A 16,105-nucleotide genomic window follows, 5' to 3' on the forward strand; every position below is an offset into this window, starting at 1 on the left:
TGAATTGCGCGCGCTTGAAACGTGAGTTTCCAATACATATTTATCACATGGGTTCGTGCGGGGTCGGAGTTCGACACGCAATTTTGGTTCGCCTGAGACGGGAACCAGCCTGGAACATAGATAAGGGGGTGCTTTATGGCCCGCAACAGTTTGCCTTCGATTACTGCCGGTGAAGCCGGTCTGAACCGATATCTCGATGAAATCCGCAAGTTTCCGATGCTGGAGCCGCAAGAGGAATACATGCTCGGCAAACGTTATGCCGAGCATGGCGACCGTGATGCCGCGCATCGGCTGGTGACGAGCCACCTGCGTCTCGTCGCCAAGATCGCCATGGGTTACCGCGGCTACGGCCTGCCGATCGGCGAAGTCGTATCCGAGGGCAATGTCGGCTTGATGCAGGCCGTCAAGAAGTTCGATCCGGAGCGCGGCTTCCGTCTTGCGACCTATGCGATGTGGTGGATCAAGGCCTCCATTCAGGAATACATTCTGCGCTCCTGGTCGCTGGTGAAGATGGGAACGACCGCCAATCAGAAGCGTCTGTTCTTCAATCTGCGTCGTTTGAAGGGCAAGATTCAGGCCATCGATGAGGGTGATCTGAAGCCCGAGCATGTGACCGAGATTGCGACCAAGCTTCAGGTATCCGAGGAAGAAGTCATCTCCATGAACCGCCGTCTGCACGGCGATGCGTCATTGAACGCGCCGATCCGCGCGGCGGAAGGCGAAGCAGGGCAGTGGCAGGACTGGCTGGTGGATGATCACGAGAGCCAGGAAACCGTGCTCATCCAGCAGGATGAACTAGAGACTCGCCGCCGCATGCTCAGCAAGGCCATGGGGGTGCTGAACGAGCGTGAGCGCCGCATTTTCGAAGCCCGTCGTCTGTCCGAAGACCCGGTGACGCTGGAAGATTTGTCCACCGAGTTCGATATCAGCCGTGAACGCGTTCGCCAGATCGAGGTCCGTGCCTTCGAGAAGGTTCAAGAGGCGGTGCAGAAGGAAGCGCTCGAAGCTGCCAAGGCTTTGCGGGTGGTCGACGCATAAAGCGTGTTCCGACCAACTCTCCGTCACCAATAAAAAAGGCCCCGGATGGATCCACCCGGGGCCTTTTCGTTTGTCTGGCGCTGCTGATGCAGCCCTGATTACTGATTACTGATTGGTGGCAGGTGCAGCGGCACTCCATTCGCGCAGCGCCGTGTCGAAGGCGGCCTTGCCATCGGCACCCTTTTGCAGGGTCAGAAGCGCGCGGCGACCGTTGCGATAGGACACCGGAATGTCGATCCAGTCACGGGTGCGCATCAGTTCCAGATTGGTCTTGAGCGCATCCGGGAAGTCATTCAGCGCGATCATATGAAAATCGTCGGTGATCTTGGCTGGAACCGCAATCAGGGCGTTACCACGATCCTGCTCGGTGCTCTTCATAGCAATGCGCTGAACGCTGTCGATTGCGCCGCCTTCGAAACCGGGACCTACCGAGAAGACGATCTCGACCAGATGGCTGGCGGGCAGGGACGGGTCGGTGTTGCGCTTGAAGGTGATGAGAGCGCTCAGGCCGCGGCCGGGGATGGTGATCTGGCCCTGAACGGTGGACGACGGCTTGCCTTCGGCATCCGCTTCGTTCTGTAGCGACCAGGACACCGTACCTTCGATTGCGGTCGGCACGGTCTGACCGAGAACTTCTTCGTAGAGGAACATGCGGTGACCTGACGCAGCAGCGGCGGCCTGCTGGGCAGGCGCTGCCTGTCCGGCTGGGGGCGTTGCCGTTCCGGCTGCCGCAGGAGGCGTCTGTGCGCCCGCTTCCGGTGCAGCTTCCGTCTGCTGATAAACGGACTGGCCTTCAGCCGTGGCCGGTTGACCATTGGCGCCTGGGCCTGCGCCCTCGTCTTTTTCCGTGCCGTCAGCCAGAAGCCGCTGCGTGAACTTTGTGCCTGTGACAGAGCCATCATCGATCGGCGGGGTGCCCGATGCGGCTGGCTGCTGACCTGTGGTGCCGGTTTGCGCTGGCGGTGTTGTCGTCGCTGGCGTGTTAGCTGGTGCTGACGCCGTTTCGGTCGATGGTGTTGATGTCGTGCTGGTGCCGGTCTGGGCCGACTGTACCAGCCCACCGACCATATCGTTCAGCGTATCGCGATTGACCCACAATGCATAGGCACCGCCTGCGAGCAGAACGACGCCGCACAAGCCTAAAACCATGCCCGCATAGTTGCGTTTCTGCTTTTTCTTGGTCCTGTAAGCAGACGCCGGAATGCCGTCAGCGGAGATGCCGGAATCGAAGTCACTTTTGGTGGCATTACCCGCGTTGGTGCTGGAGGTGCCATCGTAACCGATCAGGTCTTCCAGATCGTCCCAAGGTGTGCGTTCCTTGTCGTCCTTCTTGCCAGCCTGCGGCGCGAAGGGGTCTTCGTCTGCACGGGGTAGGCTCGGACCGTTTTTTGCCGTCAGGTCGAGCGACGTGTCCTGGAAATAGGTCGAGTAATCCTCGACAACGGCCGGAGACTGCTTTTGTGCGTCATTCTTCTGGTCTGGATAACGATTGTCATCATCTGCGAAAGCCGGGGCTTCGCCGAAGTGAACGTCATCGTTGCGCTGATCGGCGCGGGGCTCGTCAGTGGCGACATCCTGATAATAGGGTGAGGGTGCCGAGTAGCTCGCATCATAGGGCTGCGGCGTGTTCTTGTGGAAAACGTCCCTGTCATCGGCATGGTGCACCGGTTCCTGATGAAGGTCTTCCACAGGCTGATGCGCCGGCTCTTCGGTCTGGTGGGCGTAACGCTCTTCTTCCGGCGTGTCCTGTCCAACCCAATTGTGATGGGCGTGGTCTTCATCATCGACGGTGACGGGTGCGGGCTCTGCCTCAGGCTCTGGGGTGTAGCGTGCCTCTTCCGTGGCCGTCGTGAAATAGGTCGGCGCCTCGGGCTCGCGGTGGACGTATTCTTCTACCGGCTCGACATAGCGTTCTTCGGCCTTCGGCTCTTCGTGGTATGTCTCATACGCGACGGGAGCAGGTTCGACCGGCGCATAATGCTGCGGCTCTTCCGGGGCAGGCTCTTCCTCATGGACGCGCTGTTCTTCAGCAACGGTTTCTTCGTAATATGGCGAGGAAACATCCGGTGCTGGCGGGGCGGCAACGGGTACTGCTGCCACGTCGAAATCGTCTTCGTCATCCTCGATGGCGGGAAGCGCCTCGGAATATTCGCCCTCGACTTCGGCGATGGCAGTGTCCAGCTTGAGGATTTGCCGCTTCAGCAGCTCTTCCGGCGGGCGCGGCTTCATGTTTTCAAGCTGGCGCACGACCGCGCTACGCGCCTTGTCGTACACCTTCACCCGGTTTTCGGGGGTATTGTTCGCCAAGCCATCCACGGCCTTGCGAATGACTGCTACAAAATCCGCCATAAGCACTTTCTCGTCGAGGCCAATGACGTTCTGGCCCGATATGGTTTATGAAACTTGATCGCTGAGGACATTAATCCTCAAATGGATCAGTCACAAGTATTGTGTCATCCCGCTCAGGGCTGGTGGAGAGCAGAGCGACAGGCGCCCCGATCAGCTCTTCGACCTGACGGACATATTTGATAGCTTGAGCAGGCAAATCCGCCCATTTACGGGCACCGACGGTGGATTCTTTCCAACCTTCAAGCGTGACGTAGATCGGCTCGACGCGGGCCTGCGCGCCCTGGCTTGCCGGAAGATGGTCGATTTCTTGACCGTCCAGCTTGTAGCCGACGCAAATCTTCAGCTCTTCCAAGCCATCGAGAACGTCTAGTTTGGTCAGCGCAATGCCGGTGATGCCGTTGGTTGCGACGGACTGGCGGACCAGCGCTGCGTCAAACCATCCGCAACGGCGCTTGCGACCTGTCACGGTGCCGAATTCGTGGCCTTTTTCCCCCAGGAACTGGCCGACTTCGTCATGCAGTTCCGTCGGGAAAGGGCCTTCGCCAACGCGGGTCGTGTAAGCCTTGGTGATGCCGAGAATATAACCGAGCGAGCCCGGCCCCATGCCGGAACCAGCCGCTGCCTGTCCGGCCACGGTATTGGACGAGGTCACATAGGGGTATGTGCCGTGGTCGATATCGAGCAGCGAGCCTTGCGCGCCTTCAAACAGAATGCGGGCACCGGCGCGACGCTTCTTGTCGAGCAGCAGCCAGACAGTTTCGCTGAATGGCAGGATCTGATCGGCAACCGATGTCAGTTCCTGCATGATGGTTTCGTGGCTGACTTCGGCTGCACCAAAGCCACGGCGAAGGGCGTTGTGGTGTGTCAGAATGCGGTCGACCTTGGCCGAGAGCGCTTCCGTGTCTTCCAAATCCATGACGCGGATGGCGCGGCGGCCGACCTTGTCTTCATAGGCCGGGCCGATGCCACGACGGGTCGTGCCGATCTTGGTGCCGCTGTTAGAGGCGGCGTCTTCGCGCATGCCGTCCAGTTCGCGGTGCAGGGAGAGGATCAGCGTGGCATTGTCGGCAATGCGCAGGTTCTCAGGCGTGACCTTTACACCCTGAACGTCGAGACGGCCGATTTCGGCAATCAATGCATGCGGATCGACGACGACGCCGTTGCCGATGACGGCAAGCTTGCCCGGGCGCACGACACCGGAAGGCAGAAGCGACAGCTTGTAGCTGACGCCATCGATCACAAGCGTATGACCGGCATTGTGACCACCCTGATAGCGCACGACAACGTCAGCGCGTTCGGATAGCCAGTCTACGATCTTACCCTTGCCTTCATCGCCCCACTGCGAGCCGACCACCACGACATTCGTCATTTCTTGCTTTCCTGCTCCTGGCGTCGAAACGCCCCTAACTCAAACCCGCAAATCTATACTGCGTTGTTTTGCGGAAAGCGACCCTGTTTATGCGCCGAAACCTTGTTTTTCCGGCACAATTCGGTTTGGCGCTGTCTGTTGAAGCGCGATCCGCGCTTGCCGAACGCGAATCGGCGGTGCAGAACAACGGTGGTTGTTGATCTGAAAGTCGAAGATTCCCGTGTCATCCAAAGCCTATCTTGTTTTGATCATCGCCACATTGTGCTGGGGTGGAAACGCCGTGGCGGGAAAAATGGCGGTTGGCCATATCAGCCCCATGGTGCTGACATTTCTCAGATGGACGATCGCGGTGGCGATCATTACAGCGATTTCCTTGCCGCAGCTGGCTCGTGACTGGCCGGTCGTGAAAAAACGTCTGCCATACTTCTTTGCCTTGGGCGCTGTGGGTTACACCTGCTTCAACGCTGCACTCTATACAGCGCTGAAATACACTTCGGCTGTCAATGTCGCGGTCATTCAGGCGGTCATTCCAACGGTGATCTTCGCGTTCAACTTCGCGCTTTTTCGCACCCGTATCTCTGCCGCGCAAATCGTCGGTTTCGTCCTCACCATCAGCGGCGTGTCGCTTCTGGCATCGCATGGCGATCTCTCGTCGCTGCTGGCACTGGAGTTCAACGTTGGAGATGCGATCATGCTGCTCGCGGTTCTGTCCTATGCGATCTACACCGTCATGCTGCGGTGGAAGCCGAAGGTGAACTGGCGCACGCTGATGGCCATTCCGGCGATGGCTGCGATGATATCATCAGTTCCGCTGTTGTTGTGGGAGGTGTCGCAGGACGCGGCAATATGGCCGGATGCCAAGGGATGGATGATTGCGGCCTACACCGCGCTGTTTGCCTCTCTCATCGCGCAGATATTCTTCATCTTGGGCGTCGAGCGCATCGGCCCCAACCGGGCCGGGCTGTTCATCAACCTGATCCCGGTGTTCGGGACCTTTCTCTCCGTGCTGATCCTGGGAGAGACGTTGCATCCCTATCAGATTCTCGCCCTTCTTCTGACGCTGGGTGGGATCGCGGTGGCAGAAAGAAAAAAACCGCCGCTTCCTTGAGGAAACGGCGGCAAGTTGGTCATGATTCGAGAAGGGCTGTAGTTACCGCGCGGCCTGCGACTGATCGAAGCCAGTGAAATACTGATCGAGGGCGGACATGGCCTGCTGGCGGCTGACGTTGATCGTCTCTGCGCTGCTCAATGGCGCGGCAGATGCGACGACTTCCTGTTCGATGGCTGAAAATCCGCGGGCGAAACCGCCGGCGCCTGCCGCATCGGCATGGCTGGAGACAGAGGCGATCACGGTACCACAGATGGCAGCAGCAAAGAGTTTCTTCAGCATTGTCATACCCCGTTTTTGAGCGTCAGCCAGCTTGGTGCCGGTCTTATCCGCGTTATCCTTTTGGCGTCGAATGTTTCGTCCGGGCCAGTGATCACGACATTACATGGCAGTGTTTTCAGGGGATTTAAGCCGATAGCTACAATTTTATCGGTCTTTAATTTTAATGCGATTTATCGCGGTTTTCTCAAAAAAAGCGCCGCAGTAAGCCTAATTTTGCTGCCCGGCCATGATCTCGTGGGCGCGGTTTGCGAGGTTTTTCCGGCCGCTTGTGGCTGACGCGTTGGTAATGACGGAGGGAAGGGTCGAGGTCTCACCCTCCTGGGCGGCCGTCAAGGCGATCATGCGCGCGGCGATTTGGGAAATCTCGTTGCGGATGGCGTCGTCGTTGCCCGTGCCTTTGCCGTTCAGCAGACGTTCGGTCAAAGCAGTTCCCTGATTTCGGATGTCTTCGATTTCGCGTGCAATCTGCTCGGGCGTGACGATTGTCGCACCCAACTGGATCAAGGGCGTCGCAGTCTCAGCCGTGTCGATAGCGGCGCTCTCGCTGTTTCCAGCCATACGATCCTTCAGTCGGGCAACTTCCTGCGCGCGGCGTTCCAGCAGCATCTCGTTGTCGGCGTTGCGCGCAGCTTCGGTGGCCAGCTGTTCTTCGAGCCTTGCGATCTTGCGGCTTTCACGGGTCATCTGGTGGGCAGCTTCGCGATTCTTGGCGGCTGCCTCTTCCAATTCTTTGGTGATCGTCTCGCGCTCTTTGCGCCAGGATGCGAGCTTGTGTTTGGCTTGCTCGACCTCGATATCGCGTGCCGATAGCGTGATCTTAAGGTCATCGAGTTCGCGGGAGATGGCGCTGACGCGTCTGGTGAGATTGGAGATTTCCTGCGTGCGGGAGATCGCCGTTTCCTCGGCATCGCCCAAAGCGGCCTTCAGTCTTGCCGCTGCATCTTCGTGACGGCGCGACTTGGCGCGCAACTCGTTTGCTTCAAGCGTCATCGCTTCGAGTTGGCTCTTGAGCTCACGGGTTTCGGTCAGAAGCGCGGTGGTGTCGCTGAGTGCGCTGTCATTCCTGAATTTCAGAGAATGGGCTTTTTCACGCTCGACATCCAGTTCTTGGCGCGTGCGGGCGTTTTCTGCTGCGTAGAGCGCGCGCGCCATGTCTTTCTGCGCGCGCACTTCCTGCGGGCTGATCGGCATCGTCGCGCGCAGTCGCTTTTCCGTATAAACGACGATCCGCCGATGGATCGATGGCGCCAACAGCGAAACGAGCAGAATGGCGGAGAGAAAACCGAGTCCGAAAAGAAGGGCGTATTCGATCACGCAGGTCGTCTCCACTCACAAAGGGCAATGCGGGCCATCACTCAGGCTTTCCGACATTGCAGCCTGTTCACGACAGGCGTTCGATCATCTCACGGCAAACTTGCGCCAGACCTGATCGCGGATGCTAACTTTACGCGAAATCGCTGATAGTGCGAATCAGAACGGATTCCAGGTTGGCTGCTGGGTGAGCTTGAGATAACCGACATTAATGCCGAGGCGCGCGCCAATACCGGTTCTGATCGGCGCAATGGTGACATCGCTGTTTTTCAACACGGTCATGCCCACGCCGGCGACGATGAAAGCCGAACCGCTGACGCCGCCGTAGCGACGGTAGAGCGAATCAACGGCGGGAAGATTGTAGACCAGCATCATGGCGCGTGTGCCCTGACCGCCGTAATCCAGTCCCAGCGACGGGCCTTGCCAGAAGACGGGATGCTGACCGGCATTCTTGGTATAGAGCTGGCCTTCGCCATAGGTCAGACCGGCTACGAAAGCGCCGGAGCCTTCCTGACCAAGAATGTAGCCATTGGGCAATCCGTATTGCTGGAACGCGCGCTCGACGACCTTTGCAAGCCCGCCCGTGGTTTCACCGAAGAAACCGTGGCCAGCGTCGATGATTTCCTGAAACGAATACTGGTCGCTGCTTTGGGCAGAAGCCTGACTCCAGGAAACGCAAAGGCTCGCGAGTACCACGAAAATCTTGACCAGTCCCAGGCGTGCAATGGTGCGCAGTTCGGTAAATCGCATCGTCAAGTCCGTCCGTCTGTTTGTTCGTTTTTGCCCTGTTAAGACATTTGGCATTTTGAAACCATGATATTAACAATCGGTTTACCAAATATGGTGTCATTATGGCTTAATAACTTCCACACGGTCCGCGCAACCCTTGCGCAGGAGAGAATTTTATGACGAGCAAACCAAACCTGACGCTATCAGGCCCGGATCTGGCGGCCCTTTTGTGCAGTCGCGTGTGCCATGACGTGATTTCTCCCGTTGGAGCGATCAACAATGGACTGGAACTGCTGGATGAGGGTGGCTCGGACGCGGATGCGCTCGATCTGATCCGCACCTCGGCCATCAATGCGTCGGTTCGCCTGAAATTTGCCCGCCTTGCGTTTGGTGCATCCGGCTCCGCCGGCGCTTCCATCGACACGGGTGAAGCGGAAAAGGCGGCCAAGGATTTCGCTGCTGCCGAAAAGAAAGCCGAGGTGACCTGGAACGGTCCGCGCGCCATCGTGCCCAAAAACCGGGTCAAGATGCTGCTGAACCTGTTTCTGGTGGCCTACAGCGCCATTCCACGCGGCGGCAATGTGGATGTCGTTCTGGAAAACCCGGAGACCGATGCTCGGTTCGAAATTACGGTTAAGGGCCGCATGATGCGCCTGCCTGCGAAATTCGTCGCATTGTCAGAAGGCACCGAAGAAGAAGCGGTCGATGCGCATTCCGTACAGCCCTATTACACACTTCTAATGGCGCATGAGGCTGGCATGACGATCGATTATGCCGTGCATGAAGACCGAATCGTCTTCACGGCCTCTACTGCTGCGGAAGCCTGATCTTTTTTGGCACGCAAAAGGCATTCGCGCAAAGCGGTGTGTCTGGAGCGTGCATGGCCACTTGAACATCTGATAGGACTTGCTCGCCCATCAACAGCCTTGCATAACACTTCCATTAATGCCTTGTACGTCGAAAATCGTCAGGCGTGGAGATCGATATGGCAGGGGCTGTGGTGTGGCAGCGTTTCGAGGGGCTTGTTTGCTTCGTTGCAGGCATCGCCCTATTCTTGCACTGGAACGACGAGATGGCATGGTGGTCGGCCGTTCTCATATTTTTCGTCCCAGATCTCACTTTTTTTGGCTATCTATTTGGGTCGAAAGTCGGGTCGATGTGCTATAATCTGGCCCATATTTATGCTTTCGGCATAATCTTACTCACGATCGGCATTGTTGGATCAACTCCAATTTTCATCGGATGTGGTGCGCTTTGGCTTGCTCATTCAGGTTTTGACCGCATGTTGGGTTACGGTCTGAAACTGCCGGACAGTTTTTCCTCGACACACCTTGGTCGTATAGGGAAGCAGCGCTTTCCCTGACTTTTTACCGATATGAATCATCGCCAGGGTTGTCATATGGCGGTCAAATTGACAGCCCGCCCATGTCAGTGAGGCAAGCATCATCTCAAATATGAAAATGCGTCTGACCGAGCGCAACACAATATGGTGATCATGGCTGCCAGTGGCAGCCATGGTTGTATTCTGGTTTCGGCTCATACAATCTTCCGCTTCATCACCTCGTTGAGGTAGGCTTGATCTGCTATGCGGAAATGCGTCTGCCCAACAATACAAAAGCTTTGCGCTTTGTAGAATTCGATTGCCGAGTTGTTCTCGGAATTGACGGTCAACCAGACCTCGGAAATACTTCGTGCGCGACATAATCCTATTGCTTCGTTCAATAAGCCCGCACCCAACTTTTTCCCGTGATGCCTGGGCTGGACGTATAATGTGCGAATTTCCGTCGCCCAGCGTTCAGGGGTGGGTGCCTGACTATCGAACGACACGCGAATGAAGCCATCAATACCATCTTCGTTTTCAGAAACGATGATGCTTTCGCTCCCGCTCGTGAGGATGGCTTCGAATTTGGCACCCGTGAATTCGTTTAACGCATAATCGGCGAAAAAGGCATTTACGCCTTTCCTTAGATAGGTGCCGATCCAGACCTCCAGCGAGATGGCCGCAAGGCTTGACGCATCTTCGGATCGGGCAGGTCTGAAATGCATGGGGCTCGACTTTTTGTAAGACGGGACGGATTTTCAGGTTTGTGAATACAAAAAAACCGCCTGTTGAAGGCGGTTTTTTGCATGCGGCATGCTTGGGAGACGATCAGGCTGTTGCGAGAAACTCGGTCGCAGCGTCAGGCTCGCGCAGAACGTATCCGCGACCCCAAACCGTTTCGATGTAGTTTGCACCGCCAGCGGCATTGGCCAGTTTCTTGCGCAATTTGCAGATGAAGACGTCGATGATCTTCAATTCAGGCTCGTCCATACCGCCATACAGGTGGTTGAGGAACATTTCCTTGGTGAGCGTGGTCCCCTTGCGGAGCGAAAGAAGCTCCAGCATCTGGTATTCCTTGCCGGTGAGGTGAACGCGCTGACCGCCGACTTCCACCGTCTTGGCATCGAGATTCACGATAAGCTCGCCCGTTGCGATAACCGACTGGGCATGGCCCTTGGAGCGGCGAACGATGGCGTGAATACGTGCAACAAGCTCGTCCTTGTGGAAAGGCTTGGTCATATAGTCGTCCGCGCCGAAACCGAGGCCACGAACCTTGTCTTCAATACCAGCCATGCCGGACAGAATGAGGATCGGTGTCTTGACCTTGGACAGACGGAGCGTTCTCAGAACCTCGTAACCCGACATGTCGGGAAGGTTGAGGTCGAGAAGAATGATATCGTAATCGTAGAGCTTTCCAAGATCCACGCCTTCCTCACCGAGGTCGGTTGTGTAGACGTTGAAACTTTCGGACTTCAACATCAGCTCAATGCTCTGAGCTGTCGCGCTGTCGTCTTCGATCAATAGAACCCGCATAATTATCCCCTTTGCCGCCGCGGAAGGTAATGATTGCCTTTTGCGCGATACGGATCCAGTCGTTGCCTGATTTGCAGGCTGCCACCAAATGGTTAACAAATTCTAATTACCTTTGGCAAGGTGTGTAGAATTTATTAAATAATGGCTCCAGTCTGCTGATATTCAACGTGAATCCGCATCGCCAAACATGAACCATAGCGTGAAGTTATCCCGCTAAGTGATTCAACCGACTCTTACATTGTCGTGCCCGCTGTTTTTCGGGCTTGGCATTTACCGACCTTTAAATGATCTGCCTTATCATTAACGATGCCCGTAAACGAAAGGTTAACGACGACGTTTTTTTATTAACGTCCGGTAACTTTTCAGAATCATTCCGGCACATGCTTGGGTGAAGGGCCGGTTCCAGTTTTTACCGGGGTCTCGCTATCCACGGAGTATTGCGTATGAAGTCGCGTGACAGCCTAGTTCGCCTGAAGGAATTTCAGGTCAACGAAAAACGTCGTCAGTTGCAACAATTGCAGTCGATGATGTCCGAATTCGAACGAATGGCCAAGGAGTTGGTCCATCAGATTTCTCTGGAGGAGAGCAAATCGGGAATCACCGATCCATCGCATTTCGCCTATCCGACCTTCGCGAAGGCTGCTCGTCAGCGCGCGGATAATCTTCAGGTTTCCATCCGCGAGCTGAAAATGCAGGAAGAAGCGGCGGAAGCGGTGTTGGAAGAGGTGCAGGCGGAATATGACAGGGCCGCAGCCCTTGAAAGTCGCGACGTGGCCATTCGCGCTCGCGCCTAACAGACAGACAAAACGAATCGTCCTCATTGACGGTGGCCAGTGGATCAGGAGGCTGCTTTCAATGGCGCGACGTCATGTGTTTTCGTCGGGGTTATCGCTCAGATGCCCGGCGCAAATTCCTTTTATGGGTCCGACAAAAAGCCGCTCGACGTTCGAGCGGTTTTTTTATGCGCGTGATTTGTTTATGATCGGCATTTCCGTCGCTGATCCCCACGCTACCTCGTCGGGGATCAGCGCGGATCGAATGCAAGATGTGCGGCAATCTTGTCTCATGGCGCGGAACGAAAGCGGACGCGGACGGCCGTTTGAGGGTAGCGGTCAATCTGCGGCTCGCCGAACCTGCCGATGTCGCACAGATCCCCATCGTACGGTTCGACGGTTTGCACAGTTTCGAGGATTTGCCGATGGATGGGCGGAGGGTGGGGGACTACTGGTTCTGATCTGCCGAGCGTCAAAACAAATCAGCGCCACGCAATCCCCAAAATAGTGGAGACTGGTGACGCTTGATGTTTTTGCCATCGATATGCCCTTTTGACGGGGCATCAGCAAATTTAGTGGCGGTACTGCTGGATACGCGTGGTGCGCAGGCCAGCAAGGCCGTGGTCACTGATGGACGACTGCCAGGAGAGGAACTCCTCCACTGTCAGTGTGTAACGTTCGCAGGCTTCCTCGAGGCTCAATAATCCTCCTCGTACCGCGGCGACAACTTCTGCCTTTCGACGAATGACCCAGCGGCGCGTGTCCGCAGGGGGCAAATCGGCAATCGTCAGAGGGCTGCCATCGGGGCCGATGACATATTTAACTCGTGGGCGTATCATTTCGGTCATTGGACACTCTACACAAACTCAAGACCATATTTGATGCACTTTAGGACCGTACCTTTAAAAATTACCTAAGCTATCAGAGACATTTTGTTAAGAATTTGAATGGTTTCGCCTGATTTGTTCGAGCTTTGCTGGATTCTTGTGCCAAAACAGAAAAATCGTTTTATTATTTTTTGCGCCAATTGTTCCCGACAATGCCATATCTGAATTTGATAATATTAGTGCCAGCCTGGAATTTCGCTGTAATTGACCGCGCCTGCCGCTTCCTTTGTAGAAACGACAGGCGCGTGAGAGACGAGGCTAAAGCATCGCCAGCGAAATTTCTGTTTTTCCAGGTCCATAGGCCAGTTGGCAGATGCCGCCATGCGCTAGCGAGATGCGGTCCTTTTCGTTCAGAGGAACGATGAAACTTGCCGACTGCATGCCGTTGGCCGCAGATGCTGTTCCGCTCAGTGCAAAGGAACTGGATGTGTCATTGATCCTGATCGTCACCGTGTGTCCAGACGATGAAATAACTAACAATGAAAGGGTGATCAGGTAGAGGCCTGTCACGGCCACCACCAAATCCTTCTGTGTCTCTGCCACGATATTTCCAAGCGCAAAGCCGCCTTGCTGGATAGGCAGGTCGGTGAAGCCGGAGAGGGTGCCTGCCGTGTGCGAGACGTTGCCAGACGCGCGTCCTGCACGCGCGACCGGACGCTGCGGCATTATAACATGCCCTGCACCCGAGATAGAGAGTGCTGTTTTCCAGTCCGCTCCATTGGCCGATGTCTTGATGGAAAAGCTGTCGGTTCCCGCCAGTCCCATTTCCGCGCGGCCCGACCAGCCGGATTGAAACAGGAGGGATGCGGTATCGGCAGGTGTTGCCTTGTTGACCTTCACCTGATGCCCGCCGCCCACATTGGTAAACAGGCTGGCCGGTGATGCCACCGTGAGCCTGTTTTCCACATCGGCTGACGCATTGACGCCCAGTTGCTGGAACGCGCCTGTTGCGGGCAGGGGAGCATCCTGCCAACGTCCCTCATGCAGAACTTTGGTGCGTCCGGTGTCCAGGAACCATGCCTGCCATCCTTCGCGCGGTACGATGTAAATCCATGCATCGTCCTGCCGGAAGGCGATTTTCCCCGCTTGTCTTTCCCACTCCCCGGTGGGTGTAGAGGCGATGAGAAAGCAATCGCCGTCTTCTGCGTCTTGCGGCGGCTCACTGATTTCACTTGTGATGGTCAGCTGCGTGATCGCGTCCAGCCTTTGCAGGGCCTCATTATGCGTCACGTGTTTTTGCGCCTGGGAGGGCAAGATATAGGGCAGTTCAAGTCTCGATGTCTGTTCGATCATGTCTCAATCTCCGTTGCGTGGGAGATTGTGCGGCCACCTGAATGCCCGTGGAGAAAAAATAAAATAATTTTGCGATTTAAGGCGCTGCACCCCAGGCGATGAAATCCGGGTTCGCCAACGCGTCTTCATCGCTGTTCTTGACTTCGTAGCGCAAGGGAAGACCGGCAATATCGAGCGTTATGCCGCCTGCTGCGCGCAACACGGCGTCACCCGCTGCGGTGTCCCACATCATGGTGCGGCTGAAGCGCGGATAGACATCGGCGGCACCTTCGGCCAGCATGCAGAATTTAAGCGAAGAACCGATGGATATGCTGTCGATCAGGCCATGGGCAGCGACGAAGGCCTCCGTCTTCGGAGTGCAGTGGGAGCGGCTGATGACGGCGATGGGAATGGTGGGCTTGGCCCTGCAACGCACGTTGCGGCTGTCGCTTGGCTCAAATTCGTCGGTGACCCTGATTTTCTGCGCAACGTTGCCGTCGCCTGTCCACATCACCTTCAGTGCCGGGGCATAGACCACGCCCAAGACAGGCGTTCCATTGCGCACGAGCGCGATGTTGACGGTAAAATCCTGTTTGCCGGAAATGAACTCCTTGGTGCCATCGAGCGGGTCCACCAGGAAAAACGCGTCTTCGGCCTTGGGAACGATGCCCATCGAGGCTGCCTCTTCGGCAATGACCGGAATGTCGGGGAAATGCTGTGCCAGTGCCGCCAGGATGACGGTTTCGGCTCTCTGGTCGGCTTCCGTGACGGGCGAACAGTCATTCTTATAGGTAATGTGGGGACCGGCGGCATGCACCGCCATGATTTCTCTGCCCGCCCTCAACGTGGCTGCTGTTAATATATCGAGCATCGAAGTCCTTCTGGTCAATCGCCGGACGCGTTCCATCAGCGATACGACATAAGCTTTCAAACCCCGGTTTACAACGCAACCTGTTTGTCGCCAAGTCATGAAAATAAGCGGTAACAGGATACGGTTTCAGGGTGACGAGCTGCTTTTTACAGCACTCTCTGCCAAATATATGATCGTTGTGAACGCTGAGGTGGCATTCAATGTGGAAATTCCAAATAAAAAGCTGTTTTACAGATTTTTGACTTCACATTTCGCCCGAACGCGATATGGGTTTTAACCAAGGGGGACAGAAAATGCAGCCCCCGGAAGCAACATAACGAGACCTGTTCCCTCGAGAATAGGTCCGGGGGAAAGATATGGAGTATTTTGTCCAGCAGCTCATAAACGGGCTGACTCTTGGATCGATCTATGGCCTCATCGCTATCGGCTATACGATGGTTTACGGCATTATCGGCATGATCAACTTCGCCCATGGCGATATCTTCATGCTCGGCGGCTTTGCTGCATTGATCGTCTTCCTTATTCTTACGTCGTTTTTTGCCGGTATTCCCGTCGCGATCCTGCTTTTGGTGATGATGCTCGTTGCCATGCTGATGACCGGCCTGTGGAACTGGGCCATCGAGCGCGTGGCCTACCGTCCGTTGCGTGGCTCCTTCCGCCTCGCGCCGCTGATCACCGCCATCGGCATGTCGATTGCATTGTCCAACTTCATTCAGGTTACGCAGGGCCCGCGCAACAAGCCGATCCCGACGCTGGTGACCGATGTGTACCATTTCGGTGCCATCACGATTTCACTCAAGCAGTTGCTGATCGTGGCGATTACCTCGGTTCTGCTGCTCGCCTTCTGGTATATCGTCAACAAGACACCTCTCGGCCGTGCCCAGCGCGCCACCGAGCAGGACCGCAAGATGGCGGCGCTTCTGGGCGTTGATGTCGACCGCACGATTTCCATCACCTTCGTCATGGGTGCGGCACTGGCAGCCGTCGCCGGCTCCATGTATCTGATGTATTATGGTGTTGCGTCCTTCAATGATGGCTTCATCCCCGGCGTCAAGGCGTTTACCGCAGCCGTTCTCGGCGGCATTGGTTCGCTTCCCGGTGCCGTGTTGGGCGGGCTGTTGATCGGCCTCATCGAAAGCCTCTGGTCGGCGTATTTCTCCATCGCATACAAGGACGTCGCAGCGTTCGGCATCCTCGCATTCGTGCTGATTTTCAAGCCGACCGGTATTCTGGGTCGTCCGGAAGTCGAGAAGGTTTAAGAT

At 56.2% G+C, this 16,105-nt stretch carries 17 protein-coding genes; 7 read left to right on the plus strand and 10 right to left on the minus strand.

Features of this window, described 5'->3' with window-relative positions:
* Positions 1-135 precede the first annotated feature (135 nt).
* Entirely contained in the window at positions 136-1,038 is a 903-nt protein-coding gene (gene rpoH, locus RRU01S_RS01730; RefSeq protein WP_045228521.1) for an RNA polymerase sigma factor RpoH, read from the plus strand.
* A 105-nt stretch (positions 1,039-1,143) separates the two neighbouring features.
* Here the strand turns inward: rpoH and RRU01S_RS01735 are convergent, their stop codons facing one another.
* Positions 1,144-3,387 (minus strand): hypothetical protein, encoded by a 2,244-nt coding sequence (locus RRU01S_RS01735; RefSeq protein ID WP_045228522.1) that lies wholly within the window; start codon positions 3,385-3,387, stop codon positions 1,144-1,146.
* Between the two features lie 70 nt (positions 3,388-3,457).
* Positions 3,458-4,756 carry an adenylosuccinate synthase gene (locus tag RRU01S_RS01740; RefSeq protein WP_045228523.1) on the minus strand — a complete coding sequence of 433 codons (1,299 nt, stop codon included), beginning with the start codon at positions 4,754-4,756 and terminating at the stop codon, positions 3,458-3,460.
* A gap of 220 nt (positions 4,757-4,976) precedes the next feature.
* Between RRU01S_RS01740 and RRU01S_RS01745 the strand changes: the two genes are divergently transcribed.
* Entirely contained in the window at positions 4,977-5,864 is an 888-nt protein-coding gene (locus RRU01S_RS01745) for a DMT family transporter (protein WP_045228524.1), read from the plus strand.
* A gap of 42 nt (positions 5,865-5,906) precedes the next feature.
* Here RRU01S_RS01745 and RRU01S_RS26410 read toward each other — a convergent pair whose 3' ends face one another.
* The 3 genes from RRU01S_RS26410 to RRU01S_RS01760 all read right to left on the minus strand — a co-directional run bounded on the left by RRU01S_RS26410 (position 5,907) and on the right by RRU01S_RS01760 (position 8,213).
* Positions 5,907-6,146 (minus strand): hypothetical protein, encoded by a 240-nt coding sequence (locus RRU01S_RS26410; protein WP_052815901.1) that lies wholly within the window; start codon positions 6,144-6,146, stop codon positions 5,907-5,909.
* 207 nt (positions 6,147-6,353) lie between these two features.
* Positions 6,354-7,460, minus strand: coding sequence for a coiled-coil domain-containing protein (locus tag RRU01S_RS01755; protein ID WP_045228747.1), 1,107 nt, complete (start codon positions 7,458-7,460; stop codon positions 6,354-6,356).
* 156 nt (positions 7,461-7,616) lie between these two features.
* On the minus strand, positions 7,617-8,213 hold the full coding sequence (locus RRU01S_RS01760) for a DUF1134 domain-containing protein (RefSeq protein WP_045228525.1): 597 nt from the start codon (positions 8,211-8,213) through the stop codon (positions 7,617-7,619).
* A 149-nt stretch (positions 8,214-8,362) separates the two neighbouring features.
* On the opposite strand from RRU01S_RS01760, the gene chpT reads away from it, so the two are divergent.
* Both chpT and RRU01S_RS01770 read left to right on the plus strand, forming a co-directional pair.
* Complete coding sequence (gene chpT / locus RRU01S_RS01765; protein ID WP_045228526.1) at positions 8,363-9,013, plus strand: histidine phosphotransferase ChpT; 651 nt, start codon at positions 8,363-8,365, stop codon at positions 9,011-9,013.
* Positions 9,014-9,171: 158 nt separating this feature from the next.
* On the plus strand, positions 9,172-9,549 hold the full coding sequence (locus tag RRU01S_RS01770; protein WP_045228748.1) for a DUF4260 domain-containing protein: 378 nt from the start codon (positions 9,172-9,174) through the stop codon (positions 9,547-9,549).
* 173 nt (positions 9,550-9,722) lie between these two features.
* Here RRU01S_RS01770 and RRU01S_RS01775 read toward each other — a convergent pair whose 3' ends face one another.
* On the minus strand, positions 9,723-10,232 hold the full coding sequence (locus RRU01S_RS01775; RefSeq protein WP_045228527.1) for a GNAT family N-acetyltransferase: 510 nt from the start codon (positions 10,230-10,232) through the stop codon (positions 9,723-9,725).
* Between the two features lie 103 nt (positions 10,233-10,335).
* Entirely contained in the window at positions 10,336-11,040 is a 705-nt protein-coding gene (gene ctrA / locus RRU01S_RS01780) for a response regulator transcription factor CtrA (protein ID WP_045228528.1), read from the minus strand.
* A gap of 443 nt (positions 11,041-11,483) precedes the next feature.
* Here ctrA and RRU01S_RS01785 point away from each other — a divergent pair, with 443 nt between their 5' ends.
* A complete protein-coding gene (locus RRU01S_RS01785; protein WP_045228529.1) occupies positions 11,484-11,834 on the plus strand; it encodes a hypothetical protein in 351 nt (116 codons plus the stop codon).
* 251 nt (positions 11,835-12,085) lie between these two features.
* Positions 12,086-12,274 carry a hypothetical protein gene (locus tag RRU01S_RS01790; protein ID WP_174447679.1) on the plus strand — a complete coding sequence of 63 codons (189 nt, stop codon included), beginning with the start codon at positions 12,086-12,088 and terminating at the stop codon, positions 12,272-12,274.
* A 111-nt stretch (positions 12,275-12,385) separates the two neighbouring features.
* Here RRU01S_RS01790 and sciP read toward each other — a convergent pair whose 3' ends face one another.
* The 3 genes from sciP to cysQ all read right to left on the minus strand — a co-directional run bounded on the left by sciP (position 12,386) and on the right by cysQ (position 14,843).
* Positions 12,386-12,661 carry a CtrA inhibitor SciP gene (sciP, locus tag RRU01S_RS01795; RefSeq protein ID WP_027675777.1) on the minus strand — a complete coding sequence of 92 codons (276 nt, stop codon included), beginning with the start codon at positions 12,659-12,661 and terminating at the stop codon, positions 12,386-12,388.
* Positions 12,662-12,958: 297 nt separating this feature from the next.
* A complete protein-coding gene (locus tag RRU01S_RS01800; protein WP_045228530.1) occupies positions 12,959-13,993 on the minus strand; it encodes a DUF2793 domain-containing protein in 1,035 nt (344 codons plus the stop codon).
* 76 nt (positions 13,994-14,069) lie between these two features.
* Positions 14,070-14,843, minus strand: a complete 774-nt coding sequence (gene cysQ, locus RRU01S_RS01805; RefSeq protein ID WP_045228531.1) for a 3'(2'),5'-bisphosphate nucleotidase CysQ — start codon at positions 14,841-14,843, stop codon at positions 14,070-14,072.
* Positions 14,844-15,199: 356 nt separating this feature from the next.
* Here cysQ and RRU01S_RS01815 point away from each other — a divergent pair, with 356 nt between their 5' ends.
* Complete coding sequence (locus tag RRU01S_RS01815) at positions 15,200-16,102, plus strand: branched-chain amino acid ABC transporter permease (protein ID WP_045228533.1); 903 nt, start codon at positions 15,200-15,202, stop codon at positions 16,100-16,102.
* Positions 16,103-16,105: the final 3 nt, after the last annotated feature.

The sequence above is a fragment of the Agrobacterium rubi TR3 = NBRC 13261 genome, from assembly GCF_000739935.1.
Lineage (GTDB): Bacteria > Pseudomonadota > Alphaproteobacteria > Rhizobiales > Rhizobiaceae > Agrobacterium > Agrobacterium rubi.

Coding starts and splice junctions, on each gene's coding strand:
- rpoH (WP_045228521.1), top strand. CDS start 136: ATGGCCCGCAACAGTTTGCCTTCGATTACTGCCGGTGAAGCCGGTCTG.
- RRU01S_RS01735 (WP_045228522.1), bottom strand. CDS start 3,387: ATGGCGGATTTTGTAGCAGTCATTCGCAAGGCCGTGGATGGCTTGGCG.
- RRU01S_RS01740 (WP_045228523.1), bottom strand. CDS start 4,756: ATGACGAATGTCGTGGTGGTCGGCTCGCAGTGGGGCGATGAAGGCAAG.
- RRU01S_RS26410 (WP_052815901.1), bottom strand. CDS start 6,146: ATGCTGAAGAAACTCTTTGCTGCTGCCATCTGTGGTACCGTGATCGCC.
- chpT (WP_045228526.1), top strand. CDS start 8,363: ATGACGAGCAAACCAAACCTGACGCTATCAGGCCCGGATCTGGCGGCC.
- RRU01S_RS01770 (WP_045228748.1), top strand. CDS start 9,172: ATGGCAGGGGCTGTGGTGTGGCAGCGTTTCGAGGGGCTTGTTTGCTTC.
- RRU01S_RS01775 (WP_045228527.1), bottom strand. CDS start 10,232: ATGCATTTCAGACCTGCCCGATCCGAAGATGCGTCAAGCCTTGCGGCC.
- ctrA (WP_045228528.1), bottom strand. CDS start 11,040: ATGCGGGTTCTATTGATCGAAGACGACAGCGCGACAGCTCAGAGCATT.
- RRU01S_RS01785 (WP_045228529.1), top strand. CDS start 11,484: ATGAAGTCGCGTGACAGCCTAGTTCGCCTGAAGGAATTTCAGGTCAAC.
- RRU01S_RS01790 (WP_174447679.1), top strand. CDS start 12,086: ATGTGCGGCAATCTTGTCTCATGGCGCGGAACGAAAGCGGACGCGGAC.
- sciP (WP_027675777.1), bottom strand. CDS start 12,661: ATGACCGAAATGATACGCCCACGAGTTAAATATGTCATCGGCCCCGAT.
- RRU01S_RS01800 (WP_045228530.1), bottom strand. CDS start 13,993: ATGATCGAACAGACATCGAGACTTGAACTGCCCTATATCTTGCCCTCC.
- cysQ (WP_045228531.1), bottom strand. CDS start 14,843: ATGCTCGATATATTAACAGCAGCCACGTTGAGGGCGGGCAGAGAAATC.
- RRU01S_RS01815 (WP_045228533.1), top strand. CDS start 15,200: ATGGAGTATTTTGTCCAGCAGCTCATAAACGGGCTGACTCTTGGATCG.